Source organism: Variovorax sp. OK212 (genome assembly GCF_900112425.1).
In the GTDB taxonomy this organism is placed as follows: Bacteria; Pseudomonadota; Gammaproteobacteria; order Burkholderiales; family Burkholderiaceae_C; genus Variovorax.
Genome location: NZ_FOLP01000001.1, coordinates 116,839 through 141,927, shown reverse-complemented (window position 1 = coordinate 141,927; position 25,089 = coordinate 116,839). Strand labels below are relative to the sequence as shown.

The 25,089-nt window shown below is 61.1% G+C and carries 21 protein-coding genes, 1 pseudogene and 1 riboswitch; of the genes and pseudogenes, 3 read left to right on the top strand and 19 right to left on the bottom strand.

Translation table 11 applies throughout. The annotated features are described in order from the left end of the window. Positions 1-66: 66 nt before the first annotated feature. The 4 genes from BM004_RS00540 to BM004_RS00525 form a co-directional block, all read right to left on the bottom strand. Positions 67-633, bottom strand: coding sequence for a hypothetical protein (locus BM004_RS00540; protein ID WP_093210612.1), 567 nt, complete (start codon positions 631-633; stop codon positions 67-69). Positions 634-665: 32 nt separating this feature from the next. Continuing rightward, the gene (slmA, locus tag BM004_RS00535) at positions 666-1,316 is read right to left on the bottom strand and encodes a nucleoid occlusion factor SlmA (protein WP_093126487.1); all 651 of its coding nucleotides are present in this window, start codon (positions 1,314-1,316) and stop codon (positions 666-668) included. A 77-nt stretch (positions 1,317-1,393) separates the two neighbouring features. Beyond that, positions 1,394-2,287 carry an acetylglutamate kinase gene (argB, locus tag BM004_RS00530; RefSeq protein WP_093126490.1) on the bottom strand — a complete coding sequence of 298 codons (894 nt, stop codon included), beginning with the start codon at positions 2,285-2,287 and terminating at the stop codon, positions 1,394-1,396. A gap of 58 nt (positions 2,288-2,345) precedes the next feature. Further along, the gene (locus BM004_RS00525) at positions 2,346-3,443 is read right to left on the bottom strand and encodes a glycosyltransferase family 4 protein (RefSeq protein ID WP_093126492.1); all 1,098 of its coding nucleotides are present in this window, start codon (positions 3,441-3,443) and stop codon (positions 2,346-2,348) included. A 45-nt stretch (positions 3,444-3,488) separates the two neighbouring features. Here BM004_RS00525 and BM004_RS00520 point away from each other — a divergent pair, with 45 nt between their 5' ends. Continuing rightward, positions 3,489-4,259 (top strand): glycosyltransferase family 2 protein, encoded by a 771-nt coding sequence (locus BM004_RS00520; RefSeq protein WP_093210610.1) that lies wholly within the window; start codon positions 3,489-3,491, stop codon positions 4,257-4,259. On the opposite strand, the gene BM004_RS00515 is transcribed toward BM004_RS00520, so the two are convergent. Both BM004_RS00515 and BM004_RS00510 read right to left on the bottom strand, forming a co-directional pair. After that, a complete protein-coding gene (locus BM004_RS00515; RefSeq protein ID WP_093210608.1) occupies positions 4,260-5,246 on the bottom strand; it encodes a glycosyltransferase family 2 protein in 987 nt (328 codons plus the stop codon). After that, positions 5,246-7,111, bottom strand: a complete 1,866-nt coding sequence (locus tag BM004_RS00510; protein ID WP_093210606.1) for a glycosyltransferase family 2 protein — start codon at positions 7,109-7,111, stop codon at positions 5,246-5,248. The genes BM004_RS00515 and BM004_RS00510 overlap by 1 nt, the downstream gene beginning before the upstream one ends. Positions 7,112-7,439: 328 nt before the next feature. Here BM004_RS00510 and BM004_RS00505 point away from each other — a divergent pair, with 328 nt between their 5' ends. Beyond that, positions 7,440-8,243 (top strand): ABC transporter permease, encoded by an 804-nt coding sequence (locus tag BM004_RS00505; protein ID WP_093210604.1) that lies wholly within the window; start codon positions 7,440-7,442, stop codon positions 8,241-8,243. 3 nt (positions 8,244-8,246) lie between these two features. Further along, on the top strand, positions 8,247-8,948 hold the full coding sequence (locus tag BM004_RS00500; protein WP_093210602.1) for an ABC transporter ATP-binding protein: 702 nt from the start codon (positions 8,247-8,249) through the stop codon (positions 8,946-8,948). A gap of 11 nt (positions 8,949-8,959) precedes the next feature. Here BM004_RS00500 and BM004_RS00495 read toward each other — a convergent pair whose 3' ends face one another. The 13 genes and pseudogenes from BM004_RS00495 to rfbB all read right to left on the bottom strand — a co-directional run bounded on the left by BM004_RS00495 (position 8,960) and on the right by rfbB (position 24,860). Next, positions 8,960-10,129 carry a glycosyltransferase gene (locus BM004_RS00495; RefSeq protein WP_093210600.1) on the bottom strand — a complete coding sequence of 390 codons (1,170 nt, stop codon included), beginning with the start codon at positions 10,127-10,129 and terminating at the stop codon, positions 8,960-8,962. Then, entirely contained in the window at positions 10,129-11,499 is a 1,371-nt protein-coding gene (locus tag BM004_RS00490) for a rhamnosyltransferase WsaF family glycosyltransferase (protein ID WP_256219733.1), read from the bottom strand. The genes BM004_RS00495 and BM004_RS00490 overlap by 1 nt, the downstream gene beginning before the upstream one ends. Before the next feature lie 104 nt (positions 11,500-11,603). Further along, positions 11,604-12,498, bottom strand: a pseudogene (locus BM004_RS00485) (hypothetical protein). A 287-nt stretch (positions 12,499-12,785) separates the two neighbouring features. Further along, entirely contained in the window at positions 12,786-14,786 is a 2,001-nt protein-coding gene (locus tag BM004_RS00480; protein WP_093210596.1) for a rhamnan synthesis F family protein, read from the bottom strand. After that, the gene (locus BM004_RS00475) at positions 14,783-16,672 is read right to left on the bottom strand and encodes a glycosyltransferase family 2 protein (RefSeq protein ID WP_093210594.1); all 1,890 of its coding nucleotides are present in this window, start codon (positions 16,670-16,672) and stop codon (positions 14,783-14,785) included. Before BM004_RS00475 ends, BM004_RS00480 begins: the two co-directional genes overlap by 4 nt. 75 nt (positions 16,673-16,747) lie before the next feature. Further along, positions 16,748-17,737, bottom strand: a complete 990-nt coding sequence (locus BM004_RS00470; RefSeq protein ID WP_093210592.1) for a GHMP family kinase ATP-binding protein — start codon at positions 17,735-17,737, stop codon at positions 16,748-16,750. Continuing rightward, complete coding sequence (locus tag BM004_RS00465) at positions 17,734-19,644, bottom strand: HAD-IIIA family hydrolase (RefSeq protein ID WP_093210590.1); 1,911 nt, start codon at positions 19,642-19,644, stop codon at positions 17,734-17,736. Before BM004_RS00465 ends, BM004_RS00470 begins: the two co-directional genes overlap by 4 nt. Then, positions 19,641-20,600, bottom strand: coding sequence for an SDR family NAD(P)-dependent oxidoreductase (locus tag BM004_RS00460; RefSeq protein ID WP_093210588.1), 960 nt, complete (start codon positions 20,598-20,600; stop codon positions 19,641-19,643). Before BM004_RS00460 ends, BM004_RS00465 begins: the two co-directional genes overlap by 4 nt. 80 nt (positions 20,601-20,680) lie before the next feature. Then, positions 20,681-21,310 (bottom strand): D-sedoheptulose-7-phosphate isomerase, encoded by a 630-nt coding sequence (locus BM004_RS00455; RefSeq protein WP_093210586.1) that lies wholly within the window; start codon positions 21,308-21,310, stop codon positions 20,681-20,683. Between the two features lie 104 nt (positions 21,311-21,414). After that, positions 21,415-21,963, bottom strand: a complete 549-nt coding sequence (rfbC, locus tag BM004_RS00450; protein ID WP_093210584.1) for a dTDP-4-dehydrorhamnose 3,5-epimerase — start codon at positions 21,961-21,963, stop codon at positions 21,415-21,417. Then, positions 21,960-22,856, bottom strand: coding sequence for a glucose-1-phosphate thymidylyltransferase RfbA (rfbA, locus tag BM004_RS00445; RefSeq protein ID WP_093210582.1), 897 nt, complete (start codon positions 22,854-22,856; stop codon positions 21,960-21,962). The genes rfbC and rfbA overlap by 4 nt, the downstream gene beginning before the upstream one ends. Before the next feature lie 28 nt (positions 22,857-22,884). Further along, entirely contained in the window at positions 22,885-23,775 is an 891-nt protein-coding gene (rfbD, locus tag BM004_RS00440; RefSeq protein WP_093210580.1) for a dTDP-4-dehydrorhamnose reductase, read from the bottom strand. After that, on the bottom strand, positions 23,772-24,860 hold the full coding sequence (gene rfbB, locus BM004_RS00435) for a dTDP-glucose 4,6-dehydratase (protein WP_093210578.1): 1,089 nt from the start codon (positions 24,858-24,860) through the stop codon (positions 23,772-23,774). The genes rfbD and rfbB overlap by 4 nt, the downstream gene beginning before the upstream one ends. A 116-nt stretch (positions 24,861-24,976) precedes the next feature. After that, a riboswitch (glycine riboswitch) is annotated at positions 24,977-25,067 on the top strand. Positions 25,068-25,089: the final 22 nt, after the last annotated feature.

Here is a 25,089-nt window from a genome sequence, read left to right as displayed (position 1 = left end):
GGACGGACCTGCCGTACCTCACCGCACCTCACCGCACCACTGCGGTGGGCCGAACTGCCGGCCCGCTCAGGGCTGGCAGCGGCCGATGATCTTGCGGATGCCGTCGATGAACCGGTCCGCGTTCGCCCTGCCCGCGGGGTTGGACTTGAGGTAGCTGATGCGCAGCTTCACGAAGTTGTTACGCACCACCGTCAGGTAGGTGTACGACGCCAGCTGGGCGCCGTCGAGCTCCATGTCGTAGCCCTTCCAGATGAACTGCGGGCCGCAACCGGCGAGGCTCGTGGTCTGGTCGGGCGTCGGCGGGACGCTGACCTTGCTCGCAAGGCCCGGCGCTTCCATCTGCTTCACCTCACCGATCACCTGCGCGAAATGCTTGCGCACGATGGCCGAATCGGTGCCTTCGGGAATGCTGCTCAGGCCACCCGTGTACACATACACGGTGCCCTGAACCGGGCCGGCGTGCAGGTAGCCGGTGGCGGCGCCCAGCGCCTTCTGCGAGAACGTCTCGCGGCGCTTGAACTGGAACCCGCCCACCTCGTCTGGAAAGGTCACGCCGATCGCATCTTCATAGGCAGCGGCCGACGCGAAGGGCGACAGGCACAGCAGTGCCAGGAGCAGGATCAGCGGGCGCACGAAGGTCCGACAGGGGTTTATGAGGAGTCGCCTCAGACGATCAGCGCGATCGTGGCCTCGAGGTGCTCCGACGGCGCGCGCCGGAAGCCCGAGCGCGCAAAGCGCTGCAGCTGTCCCACCACGAAGGCCGTGAGCGCCGCGGCGCGCACCTGGGCGTCGACGCTGGGGGTGGCCGAGCCTTCGGCGGCGGCGGCACCGCGCAGCACCTGGCGCAGGGTGGCTTCGATCTTGTCGAAGAACTGGTTCATGCGCTGTTGGAGACGCTCGTTCTCGTAGACCAGCGCGTCGCCCACCATGACGCGGGTCATGCCGGGATTGCGCTCCGCGAACTGGACCAGCAGCGTGAGGATCCTGGCGGCCTGCTGGGCGCCGGTGGTGCCCTCGCGCTCGAGGATCTGGTTGACCAGCGTGAAGACGCTCTGCTCGATGAAATCGATCAGGCCCTCGAACATCTGGGCCTTGCTCGCGAAATGGCGGTACAGGGCCGCCTCGCTCACCTCGAGCCGGGCGGCCAGGGCCGCCGTGGTCACCCGCTCGGCGCCGGGCTGTTCGAGCATGGCGGCCAGCGCCTGCAGGATCTGCACGCGCCGCTCACCCGGCTTCGGGCGCTTTCGCACCGGGGGGGTGAGCGTGTCCGCGGGGGTCTCTACGCCGGAAGCACTGGTCGTCTCTTCGTTCTGCATGGGAGCGCGTGCAAAGATGTAATCAATTGATTCTCGCACAGGGCAGTGAGCGCGCGCCTCCTACCTGACCACGCTGGTCAGCGAGCCCGGATCATCGTCCCGTAAGCCTGGTCGGTCAGGATCTCGAGCAGCATCGCGTGCGGCACCCGGCCGTCGATGATGTGCACCGCGTTGACGCCGCTCTTGGCCGCGTCCAGCGCGCCTTCGATCTTGGGCAGCATGCCGCCCGAGATGGTGCCGTCGGCGAACAGCTCGTCGATCTCGCGCGCGCTCAGGTCGGTGAGCAGGTTGCCATTCTTGTCGAGCACGCCGGGCGTGTTGGTCAGCAGCATGAGCTTCTCGGCCTTGAGCACGGTCGCGAGCTTGCCGGCCACCACGTCGGCGTTGATGTTGTAGCTCTCGTTGTCCTCGCCGAAGCCGATGGGGCTGACCACGGGAATGAAGGCGTCGTCCTGCAGCGCCTTGACCACGCTGGGGTCGATGGACACGATGTCGCCGACCTGGCCTACGTCGTGCTGCAGGTTGGGGTCGGCGCGGTCGGCCAGCTTGAGCTTCTGCGCGCGAATGAGGCCGCCGTCGCGCCCCGTGAGGCCCACGGCCTTGCCGCCGGCCTGGTTGATCAGGCCCACGATATCCTGCTGAACCTCGCCGGCCAGCACCCATTCGACGACTTCCATGGTCTCGGCGTCGGTCACGCGCATGCCCTGGATGAAGCTGCCCTTCTTGCCCAGGCGGTTCAGCGCGGCCTCGATCTGCGGGCCGCCGCCGTGCACCACCACCGGGTTCATGCCGACCAGCTTCAGCAGCACCACGTCTTCGGCGAAGTCGGCTTGCAGGGCCGGGTCGGTCATGGCGTTGCCGCCGTACTTGATGACGATGGTCTTGCCGTGGAATTTGCGGATGTACGGCAGCGCCTGGGCCAGGATCTCGGCCTTGTCGCGCGGAGGAATGTTGAGGACGGGGTCGGTCATGGGCGGTCAGGCTCCAAAGCGGTGAACGGAAAGGCGAAATTCTCGCAAAGATGCGCGGTCAGGGGCGCAGCCAGCGCGGGACCTTGAAGCGCACGATCATCAGGTAGGCGCCCACGTAGGTCGTGACGAACAGAAGACAGAAGAACATCAGCACGATGGTGTTGTTCCAGAACAGCACGGCCGGCACCACCGACAGCGCCGCGAACATCCACAGGTAGGGCGAGGTGCGGTTGTTGCGCGCCAGCAGCTGGCGGGCCTCGTCGTCGGCCAGCGCCACGCGCACGATGCGCCGGAAGATCAGCTGGTGGAAATGCAGCGCGTCGGCCGTGCCGGGCGACTGCCCGCGCGCCAGCTTGCGATAGATGGAGAACAGCGTCTCCCACACCGGGTAGATCAGCAGCAGCATCGGGAACCAGGGCGAGACCACGCGGTGGCGCTGCACCAGCGTGACCACGGCCACGGCGATCACCATGCCCCACACGTAGGCGCCGCCGTCGCCGGCGAAGATCTTGCCGCGCGGGTAGTTCCACACCAGGAAACCGAAGGTGGCGCCGACCAGGCAGACCATCATGGCCGCCAGTTGCCGGTCGCCCACCTGCAGCGCCACATGCGAGATGGCCAGGCAGACCAGCACCGCGACCGTGCCCGCCAGGCCGTTGTAGCCGTCGATGATGTTGAAGGCGTGCGGCAGGCCGCCGATGGCCAGCGCAGCGAACAGCACGGTGGCGAAAGGAATCGCCACCAGCCAGCCGTCGACCATCTCGAAGCCGGTGCGCGACACGCCCAGCCCCAGCAGCCAGCACACCAGCAGCGCCGAGCCGATGGTCAGGCCGAGGCGGTAGCGCACCTTCACGCGCTGCGTGACGTCTTCGACGATGCCGCCCAGCACGGCCGGTGCGATGCACAGCAGCGTCAGCATGGAGGTCGTCACGGGCCAGGAGACGTTGAACGGGTCGGTGCCGGTGATGCCGGCGGCCAGCCAGGCCACCCCCATGCCCAGCAGGATGCCCGCACCACCCAGGCGTGGCACGTGGCCCTTGTGGAAGCGTTGAGGCATGTCTGCGCCATAGACACGGGCATGCCTGCGCGCGCGGCGCATGAACACCTGGACCGAGAAGGCGGCGACGAAGAAACTGATGACGATCAGAGCAATCATGTGTGGGGGTTCGGGAACCCTAGAATTCCCGAGCGAAATTAGACCATGCCCACGCCTGCCTCCTCCCCCTCCCTTCCGTTTGCCCCGATCACCATTTCAATCGTGAGCCACGGCCAGCTCGCGCTGGTGCTGCCGCTGCTCGAGCAGCTGGACCGGCACAGCCGCGCCGTCACCGCCAAGGTCGTGCTGACGCTGAACATTCCGGAGCCCGACCTGCTCACGGGCCGGACCTGGGGCTTCGAGGTGGAGCGGATCGAGAACGCGAGCCCCAAGGGCTTCGGCGCCAATCACAACCAGGCCTTCGAACGCTGCGGCACGCCGTGGTTCCTGGTGCTGAACCCGGACATCCGCTTCGACAGCGACGTGCTGACGCCGCTGCTCGCGCAGGCCGCCGCCGACGCCGGCCTGCTGACGCCGCGCATCCTGGAACCCGGCAAGGCCGAGCCGGAACCGCACCGGGCGCTGCTCACGCCGCTCGAGATCGTCGGGCGCAAGAAGCCCGGCTACGTGCGCCCGCGGGTGCCGGCGTGGATTCCAGGGCTGTTCATGCTGTTTCGCAGCGAGGCCTACCGGCAGGTCGGCGGCTTCGACGAGCGCTTCTTCATGTACGGGGAAGATTTCGACATCTGCGCGCGCACCGGGCTCGCGGGCTGGAGGCTGCAGGTCGGCGAGGACCTGGTCGCCCGGCACGACGCGCAGCGTGAAAGCCACCGCAGCAGGAAGTACCTGTACTGGCACGTGACCAGCCTGTTGAAGGTGTGGCTGTCGGGGTCGTTCTGGCGTTATCGGCGCCGCTATCAGCGCCTTCAGGGCTAGTTAGCCGCGTTCGAGCAGGTCCTGCGCGATGGCGTGGCCGCCGCGGCCGAAGCGCGCATAGCGGCCGCGCGCCGCCTCGAGCAGGATCGGCAGCAGCCGCAGCGGACGCGCCGCCGGGAGTTCCGCGCGGAACCTCTGGTGCGCGACCTTGGCGCGCTGCGCCTCGAGGTAACGGCCAGGCACCCGATCGCCGCCGAGTTGCTGCAGGCGCTGCAGCAGCGCCTCGGCCCGGCGCAGCCGCGCCACGTGCTTGTCGCCGCGCTCGGCAAAGGCCTTGGCGACCTTCTCGGACAGGCTGAGCCGCCGCGCGCCGATCTGGTTGCTGGCGTGCTGGCGGTAGTCGATGGTCGGCTCGGGCAGCACGTCCATGCGCCCGATGGCCGCGGCCACCGCGGCCAGCCATTCGTCGTGCACCCACTCGGGCGCGAACGGCAGCGCCGTGTCGAGCAGCGATCTGCGAAACACCGTGGTGGCCCCCGTCACGAGGTTGCGGCGCAGCAGGACGCCGAAGGCCTCGCCCTGCCCGATGGCCGAGAGTTCGGCGGGCTGCACTTCCAGCGCGTGGAAGAGCGTGGAACCCAGGGGCTTCAGGCCACCGTCGACCAGGCGTGCGTCGGTGTGCAGCAGCAGCAACTCGGGGCGCGCCTCGAACTGCGCCACCATGCGCGCGAGCCGGCCGGGGTGCCAGACGTCGTCCTGGTCGCACAGGGCGATGAGCTCATGGCGGCAGGCCCGCACGGCCTGCTCGAAATTGCGCGTGACGCCCAGTGGCGGCAGGTTGCTGAACACTCGCAATTCGATCCGGTCCGCCATGCCGCATTGCGCAAGGGTGTCGCGCACGACGGCCAGGGTGTCGTCGGTGGAGCCGTCGTCGGACAGCACGATCTCGCGCGGCAAGGGCGTCTGCGCACAGATGCTGCGGACCTGCTCGGGGAGGTAGCGCGCGCCGTTGCGGGTGCACAGGGCGACGGAAACGTCGAGGGTCATCAGACAGGCGGCAGGCGCGGGGGCCAGGCGTAGCTGAAGTCCTCGCGGGCGAGCATGAGGTTGGGGCTGTAGGCGGGGTCGTTCTGGAGGAGGTTGCCCCAGCGCTGCTTCATGTATTTCACATCCTGTAGCAATTGCCCTCTCGCGGGCTCCGTCGCCTTCCGTGGGCGGGAGAGCTTGTGGTCGAACAACTCGGCGTACGGCGTCCACAAGGTCCGCAAGCCGGCCTCACCCAGGCGCAGGCAGAAGTCCACATCCGTGAATGCCTCCTTCAAGTGGCTCGCATCGAGGCCGCCGATTTGCAGATAGCGGTCCTTGCAGATCACGAGGCAGGCCGAACTCACCGCCGACAGCGACTGGATCAGCGCTGCGCGCCCACCGTAGCCCTCGCGGCCGCCGGGCATGCCGCGATGCGAATAGCCGGCCACGCCGTCCGGCCCCAAGCCGAGAATGATGCCGGCATGCTTCAGCATTCCGTTGCGCTGCAGCAGTCTTGCCCCCACCGCGCCAATGCCGGGCTGCAAGGCCAGGCTCACCATTTCGGACAGCCAGTCGGGTGCGATGACCTCGATGGAGTCATCGACCAGCGCCACGACCTCGCCTTGTGCAGCCTCGACGCCCTGGTTGCGCAGGGTGGTCTCGTCCTGCACCTGCGCCTGACGAAGAACGCGGACATTGGGCGTACGGATCACCGTCTCGAGGTAACCGAGCGCCTGCGCATCGTCCGACGCGTTGTCGACGATGAGGATCTCGTACCGGGTGTATGCCGTCTTCGCGACGATCGAGTTCACGCAGCGGCGCAACGAGGCCGCGGCGTTGCGCGTCGGGATGACCAGCGACACCAGCGGCGCCGCGTCGGGCAACGCATAGTGCACCCGGTAGCCGAACCCGATGTGCTCGGCCTTCGCGAGGGTCTGCGTGCGCTCGAAATGCTCGTTGAGCGCCCGCTCTCCGGCCACCGCGGCATAGGGTTTGGCGTTCATCGACTTTGCCGTGCTCTCGGCATGCACACGCCAGTGATAGAGCACCCTGGGGATATGACGCACCTGCGTCGGCGCGATGCGCTCCATGCAGCGAATCACGAGGTCCCAATCCTGCGAACCTTCGAGGCCCTGGCGGAAACCACCGACGGCGCGAACAAGGTCAGTGGAGAGCACGCCGAGGTGGCTGAACATGTTCTGCGACCGGAACAGGTCGGCGTTCCAATCGCACTTGAAATAGGGGCCGGAACGGTTGCCGGCCTCGTCGACCTTGTCCTCGTCGGAGTAGATCAACTGGACGTCGGGATGCGACGCAATGCAGTCAGCCACCCAGAACAGGGCATGCGCTGGCAGCAGGTCGTCATGGTCCATGAGTGCAATCCACGACCCCGACGCCAGCGTCAACGCGCTGTTCGATGCAGCGGAAATGTGGCCATTTTCGGGACGGAACACCACCTTGATGCGCGGATCGATTTCGCTGTACGCCTTCAGGATCGCGCGAACTTCGGAGGATGGCGAGGCATCGTCCGCAATGCACAGCTCCCAGTTGGGGTAGATCTGCTCGCGCACCGATTCGATGGCTTCGCGCAGCCAGACCGGATTGGGGTTGTACGAGGGCATCACGACCGAGATCAACGGCAAGTCGCTCATCGAGGTCACGCGTTGCGCCAGCCTGCCCTTGATCTCAGGAGTCAACGTGTCGTAGTCGCGAACCCATCGCGTGTAGTCGTTGTGCCCGGTGATGCGACGCCCGAGCTCCCATTGGATGCCGCGCCAGCCGGCCTTGCGGAAGATCCGCCACGCACGCTGGATGCGACCTCCCACGCCGGGACTCGTCCAGAGCACCGTCAGAAGGAAGTCAAAAAGCCGAGATACTGATTTCATAGACGACTCGCCAGCAGGAATGGCGAGGGAACTTTTTCGTGGCGCACATGCCGAATGGGCGGCAGGGCGAGGACGCGGGGCTCATTGCCCGCCAAGCGGCGATTATCTTCGCATGGCCTTGCTGCCCAGACATACGGCGGCGCGACCAACCGCGACATCGCAAGGCGGCTTGACCTCGCCCGGTAAAATCCGCACGGTTCACACAAAGGATAGAAATGAGGCCGCCCTCCAGCGACGCCCACGAGGCATTTGTGCCCGTCAGGGTACAGTCCGGAGGCTCCAGGGGCGAAGACGCTACCGTCCGCCCTGCAGACTCGTATCGACGCACATGAGCCAAGTTCACTCCAACCTTCACCGCAGCGCCTGGGCCGACTGGTGGGAAGGCACACGCCGCACGGACATCTGGTGGACCCTCGCCTGGTTCGACATTGTTCTGCGCTACCGACGCTCCATGCTGGGCCCGCTGTGGCTCACGCTGAGCATGGGCGTCATGATCGGCGGCATGGGTCCGCTGTACGCCTCCCTCTTCGGCACCCATCTGGACAAGTTCTTTCCCCACCTGGCGCTCGGCGTGATCTTCTGGGGCCTCTTCTCAAGCATGGTCACCGACGCCTGCAATGCCTTCGTCGGCTCCGCCAACTACCTGAAGCAGGGCTATTTCCCGATCAGCCTTTTCGTCTGGCGAGGCTTGTCGCGCAATTTGATCCAGTTCGCGCACCAGATCGTGCTGTACATCCCTGTCGCCCTCTGGGCCGGCATTTCATTGTCATGGTCGGCCCTCCTGATCGTTCCGGCCTTCCTGATCCTCATCGTCAACGCGCATGCTCTCGGCATGCTCCTGGGCCTCATTTGCACCCGTTACCGCGACGTGACCCAGATCGTCACCAGCATCATGCAGATGCTGATGTTCCTTACCCCTGTCTTCTGGCTGCCTGAAAATCTTCCGGGCCGCGCCAAGTACGTACTGTGGAACCCCTTCGCGCAAATGCTCGACCTGCTGCGCACACCGCTCATGGGTGGTGTGGCCCACATCCACAGCTGGATCGGTATCGGCGTGTGGACCGTTCTGTGCCTGTCCCTCGCGAGCGTGCTGTTCGTCAAATACCGCCGTCGCGTCGTCTACTGGCTCTGATCCATGACATCCATTTCACTCAAAAATGTTTCCGTCAGCTTCCCCATCTACGGAGCGGGCTCGGCTTCCCTCAAGAAGACGCTGGCGGCTTCTGTCACCGGGGGGCGCTTCGGCAAGGAAACCGGGGTCACAGTAGTGCAGGCCCTCAGCGGCCTCAACCTCGAACTCAAGAGCGGCGACCGACTGGGCCTGATCGGTCACAACGGCGCTGGCAAATCCACGCTGTTGCGCACGCTGGCGGGAGTCTACGAGCCGTCCTCCGGTGAATTCGCCCGCCAGGGCTCGGTGGCCAGCCTGATCGACCCTGCGCTCGGCATCGAGATGGACGCCACCGGCATCGAGAACATCATGCTGCGCGGCTTGGTGATGGGCATGAGCAAGAAAGAGGTCGACCGGCTCACGCCCGATATCTGCGAATTCAGCGGGCTGGGCGAATACGTCAACATGCCTGTTCGCACCTACTCGACGGGCATGATGATGCGGCTCGCCTTCTCGATCTCGACCAGCGTCGAAGCCGACATCCTGCTGATGGACGAATGGCTCTCGGTGGGCGACGCAGATTTCACTGAGAAGGCTGAAAAGCGGATGCGTGATGTGGTGTCGAAGTCGGGCATTCTGGTCTTGGCGTCACACTCGCCGGAACTGATTGCGAAGGAATGCAACCGCGTCATCCACATGGAGCACGGAAGGATCGTCGAGCGCTGAGCAGCGCTGGCTCAGCCCAGCTGCAACGCGTTGAGGATGGTTTTGGTCTGGCGTTGCCAGCCGAACTTGAGCAACGCGTCTTTGCGGGCCTGCGCCGCCATCGATCCATAGGCTTCGCTGTTGTCGATGGCCCTGAGGATCGACTCGGTCCACTCGTGGGCCTTCGACAGGTATCCCGTCTCGCCGTCTCGGATGGCACGGCTGTAGGTGTAGCTCGGTGAAGCGATGCTCAATGTCCCGACGCTGGCCGCCTCGAAGTACTTCAGTTCCGACTTGCAGTCCGTGAATGCATTCGACTGCAGCGGCATCAGGTTGAATTCGACCGTGCCGAGCAAGCGCTGCAAGTTCACATAGTCGTGAAACGGCTGGCGGCTGACGCGATGGCCGAACTCGCGCATCGCAGGCCCATGGTCGATGTAGCCAACAACCATCACCTCGACGTCCGGACGTTCGGAAAGCACGTCGGCCAGCGCGGGCTCCACGATCGCGTAGTCAAGGCGGTGCGACGGTGAGCCGCTGAAGTAGCCTAAGGTGATCTTGCCGTTGCCGACAAAGCGCGCGCGCTCCTTTGCAGCAAAGACCTTCTCGGCCACGGCAAGCTGCTCTTTGTTCATGAAGTTCGGCACGACCGTCACCGGCAAGCCGGAGCAATCCGCGATCTTCTGCGCGAGAAACGTGTTGGTCGTTATGACGCCGTCGCACAACCGCAGCGTCTGGTGCATGCGGGCAATCATCGCGAACCAGTCGTCCCACACCCCCTTCTGCGAGACATCGAGACCGAGGGTGGCCACAACCAAATGAGCGTAGTCCGTGTCGACCACCAGGTCGTCTACATCAAACAACACCCTCTTGCCGCGCGCCCTGAACTTGGTGATCAAGCCGTTCACCTGGTGGCAATACCGCGACCGGCAGATCACCAGCAGGTCCGCAGCGTCGGCGATCTCGTCGAAGCGATCACTGTCCGACAGGAAGAAATAGCTGGCCGACACCTGCCCCTCACCCGACTCGTTGAGCACCTGCGCCATGTTGTATGCACGGTAGCGGAAGGTGCTGTTGTTGGGCTCTTCGTAGAAGTAGGCAACCCGTTGCGCGCCGCGTTGAAGCGTCGCCAACCTCCGGGAGAGAGGCTGCAGCCACGGGTCTGCATAAGCAACAGGGGGGACGACGTCCAGAGCGAACATCAGCGCCCCGCCACAAGCGACTGGAGGGTGGTCTCGAACGACTGGGCCCAGTCCCCGCTCAGACCGTTGGCAGCGAAATTGCGGCTGCGCGCCCCCCCGTCTTGCGCAAGCGCTACGCCCTCACGAAGCGCATCGAGAAGCGCCTCTGTGTCCAAATCGGCACAAATGATGTTCTGCGAATAGCTCGACAGATCCTGCTTGTTGCCAAACTTGTTGGTCACCACGACAGCGCCGCTGGCCGCGAGATCGAGCGGCGGGTAGCTGGGGTGCGGCGTGCACATCAGGCACAGCCCGAGGTCAATCGTTCCCGCGAGATCCGCATACGCCTCCCAGTTCAGGCCCTCGCACTGCGTGGGCAGGTAGCCGTCGCCGAAGATCACCTTCGGAATGTCTTTGCCGACCAAAAACACATCCCACTGCGCGAGGTCGAGGATGCCCTTGTTTATCGCCTGATCGATGATGTCGAGGCCGATGTGGAACAGGTTGCGCGGATTGTTCGGCCGGGCATAGAAGAAGAAGCGCTTCTTGCCGCCCGACTCGTTCTGCCGCGGCTGGAACAACGATTTCGGAAACGCGGGTTCAAACCAGAGCCCGTTGCGTTTCAGTTGTTCCAGGCCGTTGTCGACCAGATGATCGAACAGGAGCCGCGTATTGACGACGAACCGGATATCTTCGCTGCGCAGAACCTGCTCGCATTGAACCCGCTCTTCCCCGAACGGATAGAACATCCGCTCGTCCTCCTGAAGAAGGTAGACGATCGAGGTTCGAGGAACACTGGAGAGCGCGGCGGCAGTCGTCCACCACGAGGTGGTGACGAACGTCTCGTCCGGGCCGATGTCCAGACCTGACGTTGCGCCATCGGTCGGTCCAGCTCCATCGTCGTTGCCAGGGACAGGCGCAAAGGCAAACTGGATCTCGTGTCGGAGCTGGATTCCGTAGGCACTCAGTATCTGCAGCACATTCTTCGGCGATGGCGTTTCGGTTCGCGTCACGATCCGCAGCGTTGCATTCATTCGGTTGGCCAACTGCGCGGCAAACAGCAGTGCAGTGCCTACACCACCAAACAGGCTGCCGCTGCCGATGCTGTCGGTAATCAGGCTGATACGCGGAAGCGAAGGCCTCGGAATCAGGTAGGTCGCCAGCGGCTGAAGGCTGGGAAATTGAAACCGGACGACTTCACTGACAGTTCCCGGCGGTCCGGCGACTCCGGCGATCAACGATCCCGCCTTGATCTTGTTGAGCACAGGTCGGCCTGCAACCGCCGCACCTAATTTAGTGCGAAGAAGCCGCACCGTTGCCGAGGCTCCGTTCTCTTTCAAGAATGCCAACAGTCGGCGCGCACGCACACTCATTTTTTTGTCCTCAAGCACCGGGATTGATTGTTAGATAGGCGGCTTTTGACGACCATTCATCGGAGGTTCTGCCAAGGCGCCGATTATCCAGTCCGCCCTGAACAATCCGGCTTCAGATGAATTCAAAACGTGACACAACGCACCGCTGTCGGCATCGGTGCAGCCAGCAGTGCATGCAGGTCGACGCCGATTCGAGTGCAGAGAAGCCGCCGCTTCGCGAGAATCTGGCGCAGGTTTTGACCAGCGCTGCACCTCACCGCGTGCAGCGCATCGCCCAAGGCACCCTTGAGCGGGTTCCGGGCGAGGCGTCCGTCCATCGTCATGTCCCCGATCACGGGCTTATGGCGATGCGCCGATCGATCATCGCTCTCAGCATTCGGGTGATGTCGCGCTTCTGACCTGACCTCTGGACGCGTGTATCTTCGATGTCCACGTCCCAGTGGCCCTTGCCCACGATCGCCGTGGTCGGCTTGCGCCCGGCCCTTGGAGATGCACTCGACCTTCGAGGCATACAGCTCTTGCTCTTGTCCTTCGTGCGCTGGGCGAGGATGCGGCCCGTGCGAGCGAGCAATGCGCCGATCTTGTGGTTGTAGGGCTGGCGCAGGCACAGACCGTGTTCTTCGGCGGTTTTCAACAGGTGCTGGCGGCTTCGCTCCAGCACCTCGCTGCACGTCGGGTGCGCAATGGTCTTGAGCATCACGGTCATATCGACGACAACGCGATCCACGCTGAACGCCCTCACGACCCCGCCGCGGCGCGCAACATCGATGGTCGCCGTCAACAACGCCCTCCCCTCCTCATCGACGCGCGTCCTCCAGCGCGTGAGCCTGCTCGGATCGATGGGGGATCGGTCTGTGGGTAAACCTCGCAACTGAAGTGTGCATCGAACGTGCGCTCAATCCCGCTCCAGCCGATCAACGCGGCCAGTCGCACCAGCGCATGCTCCGTGTTGATCTGCCCCTCGAGCCGAGGACGAAAAAACTCCTCGGACTGCGCTGGGGGTAGTTGGGGACCCATCGAAAAACCTCGTCGAAATCTACAAGGAAACTGCATTGTTCAACGTATCACCTTGCAATTCGTGCACCGAGGAGGTATCGAAATCACCAACAAGATCAAAGGGTTGAGGATTGCTCAGGGCGGACTATCGAGGATTGCGCCCCAGGAAGTGCGCCGAGTCGCGCCAGCCGTGACCCTTAGGAAACCGAGCCAAGGCTCAGCAACTCAGCCGCGCGGCGTGCCGTCAGAAGTTCCACGGACCCACGTAAGCAACTTACGCGGCCACCGCAATTCCGTGGCCGAAACCCTTAGCCTCTTCGACGCTGAAAAACGACGAGGAAGCAATCGCCGTCCTTCTCCTGGTAGCTGTGCGCTGGACGATAGTAAACGCTGGAATTGCCATTGCCCCGAGCGAAGTCCAGCGGCAGGAAGGCCTTTGAATCTAGTACGTCAAAGCCATATTTCGCTGCCCGCTCTTGCCACCAAGGAAGCGGCTCCAACGTTTGGTGCAAGGGGGTGCCATCTTCCGTGAAGCCACCGTCTACCTGGGAGATTGAGCAGGCGAAGATGCTTCCCGGACGAGTATGGCGTGCAAGATTGGCAAACAGGCCCTCCACCCCCTCGGCTGTCAGATGCTCGAGCACTTCCCAGGCTGAGATCACGTCGAACTTGAATGTTTCGACCTCGCCGCGGCCAAGCTCAAAGGGGCGGGTCACATCACACGTGAAGAGGGAATCGCGGAGAAGCCGCCATTCAGCACGTTGCTGCAGCCTGGAGATGTCGCTTCCCTCAAGGCCAACGCCAATATGGCCCCGCAGGACTGCGTCGAGCACCATCCCCCCCGCTGAACAGCCGAGGTCCAAGAAAGACAACTGATTGCCAGAAGAACCAAAGAAGTCCTCGCAAGCGCGGATGAAGCGTGGATGCCGCGTGTGATCGAGAACCGTTCCTACAGGATGAATGTGATCCGGACTGTCGTAGGCCACTGGATAGTCCGTGACGCACTTGAAGCCCTGCAAGCTTTTGAGATCGATATTCGACATCAGCGCAATCAGGATATCCCGTTGCACCCAGTCCAGATGCCCGTGCAGCTCCGCGACGGATGTCTGAACATCACTCACGCGGCTGAGCGTGTTTGTCGAGTTCCGAGAAAGCGCCGTCATCTGGACTTGGAGAGCGGCTATTTGCGCGGCGGTGTCGCGAGACCCTTGAGCCAAGCCCGACACTTGCGCGCGAACATCGACAAAGAAACTGGGCAAGCCGTCGACCGAACTTCGCAGCGCGCCGACATCGCTTCGCAGATCACCGACATCACTGTCGATCTTGACAGTCTTTTCTGCAAGATGACCGACTCGATGCTCAATGCCGGCCAGCTTGTCGACCACCCTCAATTTGAAAGGTTGGTAGAACGGCTTCAACATCCGCTTGACCAAAGCGCGAATTGACAGGGGCGCCACTGGCGGCAATCCCTCTTGCGCCTGAAAGTCCCCCGCGCGCTTCACAAGCGCTTCCAATTGCGTTTGCGCGGCCTCCGGCTCCTCTTCGCACACAGGCTCATGCCGCTCCGCGGGGGGGGCGATCCAGGCAAGTGGGTACTTCCGCTCTTCCAACAGCGCCCGCGTCTGCGTGAGGTTTTCATTCGCAAAGTTGCGCGATGAAAATACCTTGCGCTTCAGGAAGGGCGAACCGTTCTGAAGAAGCGTGTTCTGATAGGTCGAAATATCTTCACCGAACGGAATTTCAAGAACGGATCTGTCAATTAATGGCGCAAAGGAAAATCCATTCTCAGCAAGCAGCTTGCTGAATCCGATTTCATATTTTTCACATATTCTCTGCTTTGACTCTTCGATCGCAATGGATTCGAAGAAATTCCGAAAAAATGCGCTCCCGACAACTGGCCGGTTCAGTGTCAAGAAATAACTCTGCAGGTGCCGTGCGTTGCCATAATTCTCAGTGATGCCCCACACATCCAGACCCGCAGAGTCCATGCGGTCGAAGATTTCTGCAAGGTCTCGTACAGGGCCATAGTTGCTGTCATTCGCCAGGATGACAGCGTCATACTTTTCTATCTCCTGCCACCCAAGCCGAAAAATCAATTTCTGCCAAGAGCCGAAATCGTACTTTTCATGCGCCTGCGCCCATCGCCCGCGAGTGACCTTATCCAGCTTTTGAAGCTCCTCCTCGCTGGCATGGCTTGCCGCCTGATAATAAACATCAGCAAACTTGGAAAGCTCGCTTAAATAATAAATCACATAGTCATCGACCCTATTTTCGGGACTATAGCCAGCAAAAAGACACAAACGCTTCATTCAATATCCTCCTTATCCTTCTTCCACACAGGAAGTACACCAAACACGCGATATACGTGATTTTGGATGTCTGTAGTTTTGCTCATCAGAGGGAATTTTCCAAAAACATAAAGCGTCGTACAGATACTCTCGCCGGGAACAGTTTGCAAATTTAGCAAGGGCCAGCGGCCGTTGAGAAAATATCCACGCAGCTCGCCAATACGGCGACGCTTGAAGGTGTCGCCAAAGGTATTCTGTAGTACAGCTTGCGCATCCTGTTCCTTCACCTGATCAGCATTTGCATCTGGCGCCACTCCAGTACCATATTTCTTGTGAAGCTGCTCGGCACTCATCGTGCCGTTCCAATTACTACTTCCCTGATCCAGACTGCGATAGTAAATTTCTTCGTCCGTCAGCTTCGAAAGATCCCGGTACCACGGCAAATGCCTCGCTTCGTATGGGTAACCCATTCGGAATGCAGAGAAGAAATCAGACGTACGCCATTCTTTCCGTGGACGATACAACGCAAATGTCGTGTCCACCGGCGCATCGTAAGCCGTCAGCGCGCCATGCTCCTTCGGCTTCGCGTAGAACCGCCCTTCCCACTTGAGAACATTTTCCTTCAGCTCATAGTGATCCGGCAGATCATCTAGCTTGAGGGAAAATCCGACCTTGTTCTTGGCTGGGTGGCTCAGCAAGACATCAAGAAAAGCATACAGAAAATTCAATGGACATTCTTCGACGGGAAGGACATCCGGGTCGGTCAACACAAAATAGTTTGAATCGACAATCTTTTTGAATTTCAAAGAGTCGAACAAAACTGTATGTTTATAGTTGATCCCCATATAGTGCACCCTGTGCGGGGAGGCACGCAGATACTCGACAAGCGGCGGATACGCTGAGGCATTATCGATGATATGGATGTTCTTGAATCCTGCTTTTTCAAAGTAATCAATACTTGCCTGCAGATAAGTCAGATGGTTGAACGAGATGACGAAGATCGGAATATCGCTAATGATGTCGCTGCACAGGCGAGCAAAATCATCTCTGGCCAGCGGCTTGATCTGATGGAAAACGGAGGCCAGCTCAATTGGCGAGCAAAGGTCGGTGCGCTTGATGGATGCCATCAATTTCGCCAGCATATCAAGCCGGCCGGCTTCATCGACGGACTCGCCCCTCAACATTGCTGTGATCTGTGCAACATCGGCTGGTGACAGGTCGCCCACGAGGTAACCGATCATCCGGATCTTGACACCGACGTCCAGCCGATGCATTTCGTCCATATGCGCAATCGACGCACTTTCATTGTGGCGGCGATAGCGAAGCAAGACCTCTTGGACATTTCCCAATTTCGTGACCCGAATGGCACGCGTCCACAAATCATAATCCTCGCTAAAACGCATCGACTCGTCATAGAAGAGATTGTTTTCGGCGAACAGCTGGCGTCGCAGCATTGTCGTAGGATGACCGATATAGCAACCCATGAGCATGTCGACATAGCGGACGTTCTCCATGTGATGGTGAATGGCATCACCGTCCATGAACTGCTGAAATTTCGTTCCGCAAACCCCTACGTCGAGATGCTCCTCGAGAAACGCCACCTGCTTTCCGAGTCTCGTGACTTCCGCAATGTCATCCGCATCCATGCGTGCAATGAATTCGCCTCGAGCTTCGCGATAAGCAAAATTCAATGCGGCAGCAAGACCTTTGCCTGGCCCTTTCAACACTGTGATGCGAGAGTCCTCATAGCCGCGAATGAGGTCCAAAGTGCCATCTGTCGAATTGTCATCAACAATCAGAACTTCAAAATCCGTGAAAGTCTGCCCCAGGATGCTGTTCAACGCCTCCTTCAGATATTTTTCGGAATTTCGCGTTGGGATGACAACTGATACGCGTGGAGGATACATGGGCAGTTTTATTTTTTAATTCAAGATGATAGTTTGCGCAAACTATTGCAGGCGCAGAGCAGATGCCCATTAAAACTACAGGTCAGTCGGATTGTAGAAAATTATTCGACTCCCCAAAGGTTCAAATCCGAAATTTATCCGGCGCAGGCCGAGCGCCTTTTCAATAGCATCATGGCGTTCAGGCGGCGCATAGAACATCAAAAATCCGCCTGCGCCCGCACCCAACAATTTACCACCGAGCGCGCCATTGGCTTTGGCCTTCACATACCAGTCATCAATTGCGCTGCTGGTGATGCCAGAGGCCAATTGCTTTTTTAGCCGCCAGTTTTCATCGAGAATTTCACCCATCGAGTCCAAATGGCCGCTCTGTAATTCGTCGCGTAATTCATAAACCAGCTCAACCATGCGGCTCAGCATCTTTTGCTTGCTCGCACTGTCAGCCACATTCGATGACTGCTCTTTCAGGATGCCCGAAGCGCTGCGCGTAATACCCGTGTAAAAAACAACAATACTGCTTTCAATGGCCTCTCGGATCTTTCGCTGCAACACGAGCGGCGTCACCAAAACGCTGTCATCCGGTTTGAATTCAATGAGGCTCAATCCACCGTACGCCGACGCATACTGATCCTGTTTTCCGATCGGTTCGTTGCACCGCTCAATTTCAATTTCGCAGCTCAATCGCCCCAGCTGTTCTGCCGAGACATGCCGCCCCAAATAGGCCGAAAGTACGTTGATCAACCCGACGGTAAAGGCACTGGACGACCCTAGCCCGGTGCCGCGTGAGGGAATATCGGCAGTGCTCGTGACTTCAATACCACCTTGGATTTCCAACATTTGAAGCGTCGCATGAACCAGGCGATGCTCGATCTTTTCGATGTGGTCGACCTCTTCGGTCTTGGAATACGCAATTCGGATTCCGCCATCGAACTTCTTGTTGACGCTCACATAGACATATTTATCTACGGCGGTCGAAAGCACTGCACCGCCATGCTGTCGGTAGTAGCTTGGCAGATCGCTTCCGCCTCCAACAAAACTCATCCGCAACGGTGTCCGGCTAATGATCATGGGGTGTCAAATGGAAAAATGAAATCAAAGTCAAGCACATCGTCAGCCGTGGCCCGCGCAGCGACCACTGATGGCGCTTCGTCCTGCTGTCGCTGCTCGTAGGCTTGCACCGCCCCTTGTTCATCAGCCAGGCGGCGTGCGATGAGGTCGGCCTCGACACGAACACGCCGCGGTGCTTCCGCGGCTTCGATGTGGAGACGCCAAATCCGCCGCTCACCCCGCCAATCGGCAAGCAACGCGGGGACACCCTCCAGAATCACGACAGTGTCTTGCGCAAGCACCATGCGCTCGGACAGGCCCCGTTCGCGAAGCATCCGATCGAAGGACGGCAAGTCAGCGTTGACCGCGCCGCCGGAGAGCCAGTCTTTGAGATCTTTTTTCGCCTCTTCCAGCGCATAGCGCCCCAAGACGCCCTCGGTTCGTTCAGCAGCGGGCAGCAACCAGCGATCGAGCGACAGCACTTGAGCATCCAGCTTGCGAGCGACCAATTCGGACTTCAACACGCTGGCGATGGTCGACTTCCCGGTACGCGCCAAGCCGCCGATCAATACAAGATCACCAGGCTGGATTTTGAGCACCCATTCGTGGACGGCAGCAACAAGCAGTGAATAAGTGTGAACGATGAAATGTGCTGCAGCGCCGATGTGTGCGAAACGAAAGTCGGGCGCGGCTGTGAATTTGCCATCACCTCCCGCCTCCCCGGTTTCCACCAGAACCGAACGCAGCTTGGCTCGCCGCGCCGCCAGAATGTCGGCGGTGCTATCACCGATCATCCAGGAGTCAGCGGCTTGGATGTTCATCGCCGTCATTGCCTCGTGGATCATGCCGGGCTGAGGCTTGCGACAATTGCACACGATTTTCAGCGCCGGCACTTCTCCGGCAAAACCTGTATCCGGGTGGTGCGGGCAGAAGTAGATCGCATCGACATAGGCACCGGCATCGCCCAGCCGGCTTTCCAGCCGGTTGTGGATACGCTGCAGGTCGCCGAAGCTGGCCTCTCCACGCGCAAGCACCGGTTGATTCGTCACCACAACAACGCGGTACTCCGCGTTGTTGAACGCACGCACAGCGTCGGCGGCATGCGGCAGAAGTTCGAAATCCACGGGCCGGCGCACGTAGTCGCGAAGCACATTGAGGGTTCCGTCCCGGTCCAAAAACACAGCCTTTTGCAGGTGCTGCCGACTGGCCCGTTGAACAACGCCCAAACGGAGGTGCCTTTCCACTTTGTCGAGTCGCTTGGGCGTGCCCAGGTCCTTGATGTACTCGAAGCTGACATAGCCTGCGATGTGCGCGCCGGCGCGCACCATGGCCGGAAATAGGTCTTTGGCGAAGTCACAGGGCACAGGAAAGTCGCACCAGGCCAGAAGCGCCTTCTTCTCGACGATGTAGAAGGCCGCATTGACGAGGTTGCGCAACTCGGCGCCGTTCGGGTGCGGGTAACCGTGAAACGCCTGCACCCGGCCAGATGCATCGATCTCCACGAGATCAGAGTCCGCTGGATGATCATTCGGATGCAGTAGCAGGGTGGCATCCGCACCTGAAGCCTCGTGTGCGGCCAGCATGTGCCCGATATCGATGTCGAACAGCGTATCGCCATAGACGATGATGAATTGATCGTCCAGTTCGTTCAGGCACGCCAAGAGGGCACCCGCCGTCCCGCGCGGCTCGCCATCGTCGAAAAGACGCACCCGGCTGGGAAACTGGCTCTGCTCGAAGAAAGCCTGGATCTGGTCTGCCGCGTGGTTGACCAGAACGACGACGTCATCGATCCCGTGATGCGCGAGCGTGCGGACCTGAAGCTCCAGCAACGGTGTCCCGTTGACATCCACGAGAGGCTTGGGCCGCCCGTTCAGGCGCTCTGCCAGCCGGGTGCCCTTGCCGCCCGCAAGAATGACCGCCTGTGTCACTCAGCCAACTCCTCGCGCGCGATTTCGTCGACCGCGCGGACCATGGCTTGCGTGGAATCAAGCTGAGGGCTCCAGCCACTGGCAGCGAGACGCTGAGTCGAATAGCGGAAGCGCGGGACATCGCCCACCCAACCGCGGTTGCCCTCGCCAAAGACGATGTCGGCTCTCGGAGACACTCGGTCGCGCACTGTCTGCGCAATCATGCGCACCGTGACGCCATCGTCCTTCGGCCCGATGTTAAACACCTTGTAGCGCCCCTCGATCCGGCTCACGTGAAGCATTGCGTCGATCAGGTCGTCGACGTGCAGATAAGCCTTCTGCTGTGTGCCATCCCCAAGAACCTGCAGTTGTTCAGGGGTTGCCTTCAGCTTGCGGATGAAATCAAAAATCACGCCATGAGTCGCCGGCACCCCGATGACGTTCGGAAATCGGAAGATGTCTGCGCGCGGGAGGAAAGCTTCAACTGCCGCCCGGATCTGCGCTTCCGATGCCAGCTTCATGGCCCCGTAGTTGGAGATCGGCTGCAACGGGCCGATGTCCTCATGAATTTCAAGTTCGCCGAGATCGCCGTAGATGGCCGAACTTGACGCGAAGTGCATTTCCGGAATTTCATGCCGGCGCATCGCTTCGAGCACGGCAAAAGTAGTCAGGAACGTGCGATCACGATCAATACGCGGATCGGCCACCCCTGCGGGGATATCCGAGTTGGCGGCCAGATGCCAGACATGAGCAACAGGTGCACCGGCCTCCTGGATCGCCGTCGACAAGGCGTCCAGATCGGAGCAGTCCACTTGCTGAAAACTGAAAGAGGGATGGCTGTCGAATTCCGCCACCAGTTCACGCCGTCCACGGGACAAGTCATCCAAGGCCAGAACAGCGCCACCTTCTTTAAGCAGACGGCGCGTCAGGTTGACAGCGACAAAACCAGCGCCACCAGTAATCAGGTGCAATTTCATTGGAATCTCACAATAGGAAGGCCATTGGTAACAGCGGACCTTAAGCTAGACGTTGTTTGCCAAGGCCGGCATGTCAGATGCTAGAACTTGAGCGTTCCCAGCAGGGAGGGATCTGTCAGGTGACTCTGGCGAAGGTATTGCGCCAGGATGTGCATTAGCGACTGATGCACATCCTCGACGACACCGTAATTCTCCGCATCCACGTGAAGACTGACGTCGGCGAGACGAGCGGAATCGCCACCAGAAAACCCGGTCATGGCGATCGTTGCCATCTTCATCTCGCGCGCCGTGTTGAGTGCCTTGATGATGTTGGGCGAAGCACCAGACGAGCTGATTGCGATAAGGACGTCGCCCTCGGATGCCATTGACGTCAGCTGGAACGAGAACATCTCTTCGGGCCCGATATCGTTGACAATCGCGGTAATCAGTTCGACTGCGGACGAAAGGCTATTCACCTTTGGCTTCAGCCAGCTATTGCCGCGAACACCTTTCATGCAGTCGCAAACCAGGTGGTTGGAAATGGCTGCCGACCCCCCATTGCCACATGAAAAGATCATCTTTCCCTGGATAGCACGTTCCGCAAGAAGGCGCCCAGCGGCTGCAAGCGCGCCACGATCCACAGTCTTCGCTGCAGCCGTGATTCTTTCGAAATACGCGTCCGCGTACAGTCCAGCATCTGGTATCTGGTGTTCTGGAAAGAATGAAGGCATAAAAATTCCAATGGGAGTTATAAAAATAGGAGATGGCTAGCAAATCCGACGGCCTTGACCATCTCGACAATAGCAGCGGCAAGCCAATCCGCAGCACTCGTCTTCTATTCGAAAAATTCCGCCTGTTTCATCGACAGCCCGGCGCCGTCCTTGGCAGAAAGAGCCGGGGCCTGCCCAACATTCGGCCACGCAATATCGAGAGAGGCGTCACTCCACAAGATGCATCGCTCATGCGCAGGCGCATAGTAATCAGTCGTCTTATAGAGAAAGTCAGCCGTTTCGCTCACGACGATGAATCCGTGCGCAAACCCTACAGGCACCCACAACTGCCGGTGATTGCTTTCCGTCAACTCGACACCGACCCACTGCCCGAAGGTGGGCGAAGATCGGCGGATATCCACGGCCACATCGAACACCACACCACGAACCACTCGCACCAACTTGCCCTGTGGCTGTTGGACTTGGTAGTGCAACCCCCGCAAGACACCCTTGCTTGAGCGCGAGTGATTGTCCTGCACGAAGTCGACGTGATAGCCCACGGCCTCATCGAAGGCGCGCTGATTGAAGCTCTCCATAAAAAACCCCCGCTCATCGCCGAACACCTTCGGCTCGAGGATCAAAACGTCGGGAATGGCCGTCGGCGTGACCTTCATCGCACGGCCCCTTCCTTGAGCATGCGCTGCAAATACTGGCCGTAGCCGTTCTTACGCAGTGGTTCCGCCAGCTTCTCGACTTGGGCAGCATCGATCCAGCCCGCTCGCCACGCGATCTCCTCCGGACACGCGATCTTCAAGCCCTGCCGATGCTCCAGCGTGGCGATGAACTGCCCTGCTTCGAGCAGACTCTCGTGCGTGCCGGTGTCGAGCCACGCGTAGCCGCGCTGCATGATCTGCACGTTGAGCACGTTCTTGTGAAGATACGCCTCGTTCACAGCAGTAATCTCCAACTCTCCACGCGCGCTTGGTTTCACAGCTTTAGCGATATCGACGACTTGGTTGTCATAGAAGTACAAGCCGGTAACGGCGTAGCTGCTTTTAGGCTCGGCCGGTTTCTCCTCAATGCTGCTGGCCTTGCCTTGCGCATCGAAAGCAACGACCCCATAGCGCTCCGGGTCATGCACATGGTATGCAAAGACCGTGGCGCCTTCAGCCTTGTTGTCGGCGTCGCGCAGCAGCGTTGCGAGATCATGCCCATAAAAAATATTGTCCCCCAGCACCAGCGCACTCGGCGAATTCCCCACGAACTTCTCACCAATGATGAAAGCCTGCGCCAGTCCGTCCGGGCTCGGCTGCACCGCGTACTGCAGGTTGATGCCCCACTGGCTGCCGTCGCCCAGAAGTTGCTGAAAGCGCGGCGTGTCCTGCGGCGTGCTGATGATCAGGATGTCGCGCATGCCGCCGAGCATCAGCGTGCTCAGCGGGTAGTAGATCATCGGCTTGTCGTACACCGGCAGGAGTTGCTTGCTCATTGCCAGCGTGGCCGGGTGCAGGCGGGTGCCCGAGCCACCGGCCAGGATGATGCCCTTGCGTTGCGTTGTCGTGGTCATGCGTTTTTTTCTCTTGGGTATTCGCTTCTCAGAGCGTCTCGCGCAGCATGCGCGCGACGCCTTCCTGCCAAGGCGGCAGGCGCAGGCCGAAGGTGGCCTGCAGCTTGGTGGTGTCCAGGCGCGAGTTGTGCGGGCGCTTCGCCGGCGTCGGGAAGGCGCTGGTCGGCACGGGCTCGACGGCGTCCGGGCCCGCCTTGAGTTCGACACCCGCCTGCTGCGCCATCTCGAGCACGAAGCGCGCATAGCCGTGCCATGTCGTTTCACCGCCGGCAATCGCGTGGTAGAGCCCCGCCTTGGCCGGGTCCTGCAGCGTGGCCCGAATGGCATGCGCCGTCACGTCGGCCAGCAGCTCGGCACCGGTCGGCGCGCCGAACTGGTCGTCGATGACGGTGAGCTTGTCGCGCTCCTTCGCCAGCCGCAGCATGGTCTTGGCAAAGTTGCCGCCGCGCGCGGCATACACCCAGCTGGTGCGAAAGATCAGGTGCTTGGCGCAGTGCTGGGCCACCAGTTGCTCGCCTTCGAGCTTGGTCTGGCCGTACACGCTGAGCGGGCCGGTGGCGTCGTCTTCCTTCCAGGGGCGGGTGCCGCTGCCGTCGAAGACGTAGTCGGTGGAGTAATGCACCATCATCGCGCCGATCTGCTGCGCCGCCTGCGCCACCACGCCGGGTGACGTTGCATTGAGCTTGCGCGCGAAGTCGGGTTCGCTCTCGGCCTTGTCGACGGCGGTGTGCGCCGCGGCATTGACGATGACGTCGGGGCGCACCTTCAGCACGGTCTCGGCCAGTTGCTCGGGGCGGCTGAAGTCGGCATGCAGGTCGGTGCTGTCGAAATCGAGCGCGACCAGTTCACCCAGCGGCGCCAGGCTGCGCTGCAGTTCCCAGCCGACCTGTCCGCCCTTGCCCAGCAGCAGCAACTTCATGCGGTGGCCTTCGCCGATGCGGCAGGCGCAGCGTCGTACTGCTTCTCGACCCATTCGCGGTAGGCGCCGCTTTGCACGTTGCTCACCCATGCGCTGTTCGCGAGGTACCACTCCACGGTCTTGCGGATGCCGGTGTCGAAGGTTTCGGCGGGCTTCCAGCCGAGCTCTGCTTCGAGCTTGCGTGCGTCGATGGCGTAGCGGCGGTCGTGGCCCGGGCGGTCGGTGACGTAGGTGATCTGTTCCTTGTACGGCTGGCCGCCGGCCTTGGGGCTGAGTTCGTCGAGTAGCGCGCACACGGTGTTGACGATCTCGATGTTGGGCTTCTCGTTCCAGCCGCCCACGTTGTAGGTCTCGCCAAGGCGGCCGGCTTCGAGCACGCGGCGGATGGCGCTGCAGTGGTCCTTCACGTAGAGCCAGTCGCGCACCTGCATGCCGTCCCCGTACACGGGCAGCGGCTTGCCGGCCAGGGCGTTGACGATCATCAGCGGGATCAGCTTCTCGGGAAAGTGGAACGGGCCGTAGTTGTTCGAGCAGTTGGTGGTGACCACCGGCAGGCCGTAGGTGTGGTGCCAGGCGCGCACCAGGTGGTCGCTGGCGGCCTTGCTGGCCGAGTACGGGCTGTTGGGCTCGTACTTGTGTTCTTCGGTGAAGGCCGGGTCGGTCTTCGAGAGCGAGCCGTAGACCTCGTCGGTCGACACGTGCAGGAAGCGGAAGGCGGTCTTCTCGTCGGCCGGCAGCGCGCTCCAGAAGCCGCGCACGGATTCGAGCAGGCGGAAGGTGCCGAGCACGTTGGTCTGCACGAAATCCTCGGGGCCGTGGATCGAGCGATCGACGTGCGATTCCGCGGCGAAGTTCACGACGGCGCGTGGCTTGTGCTCGGCCAGCAGGCGGTCGATCAGCGCGCTGTCGCCGATGTCGCCCTGCACGAAGATGTGCTTCGGGTTGCCCTTGAGCGACGCGAGGGTCTCGAGGTTGCCCGCGTAGGTCAGTTTGTCGAGGTTCACGACCGGCTCGTCGCTGTTCGCGATCCAGTCGAGTACGAAATTGGCGCCAATGAAGCCAGCGCCGCCGGTAACCAAGATCATGGGGTCCCCTGTGTTTGAAGCAATTGCCCTGCGGCAAATCAACTGGCGATTATCCCATTGGGCCGACAGGCCGAAACACAAGGCGTTACCGTTCACTTCAGGCCGTGTTTACAATCGGCCACACTGCAGGAGAGCGGGCCACCCCGGTGGCCCTACCGAAGGCGCAAACTCCCATAAACGCTCAGGTCGGCCCGACGAAGTCCCGATGGAGGATTTCGGCAAGGGGTCA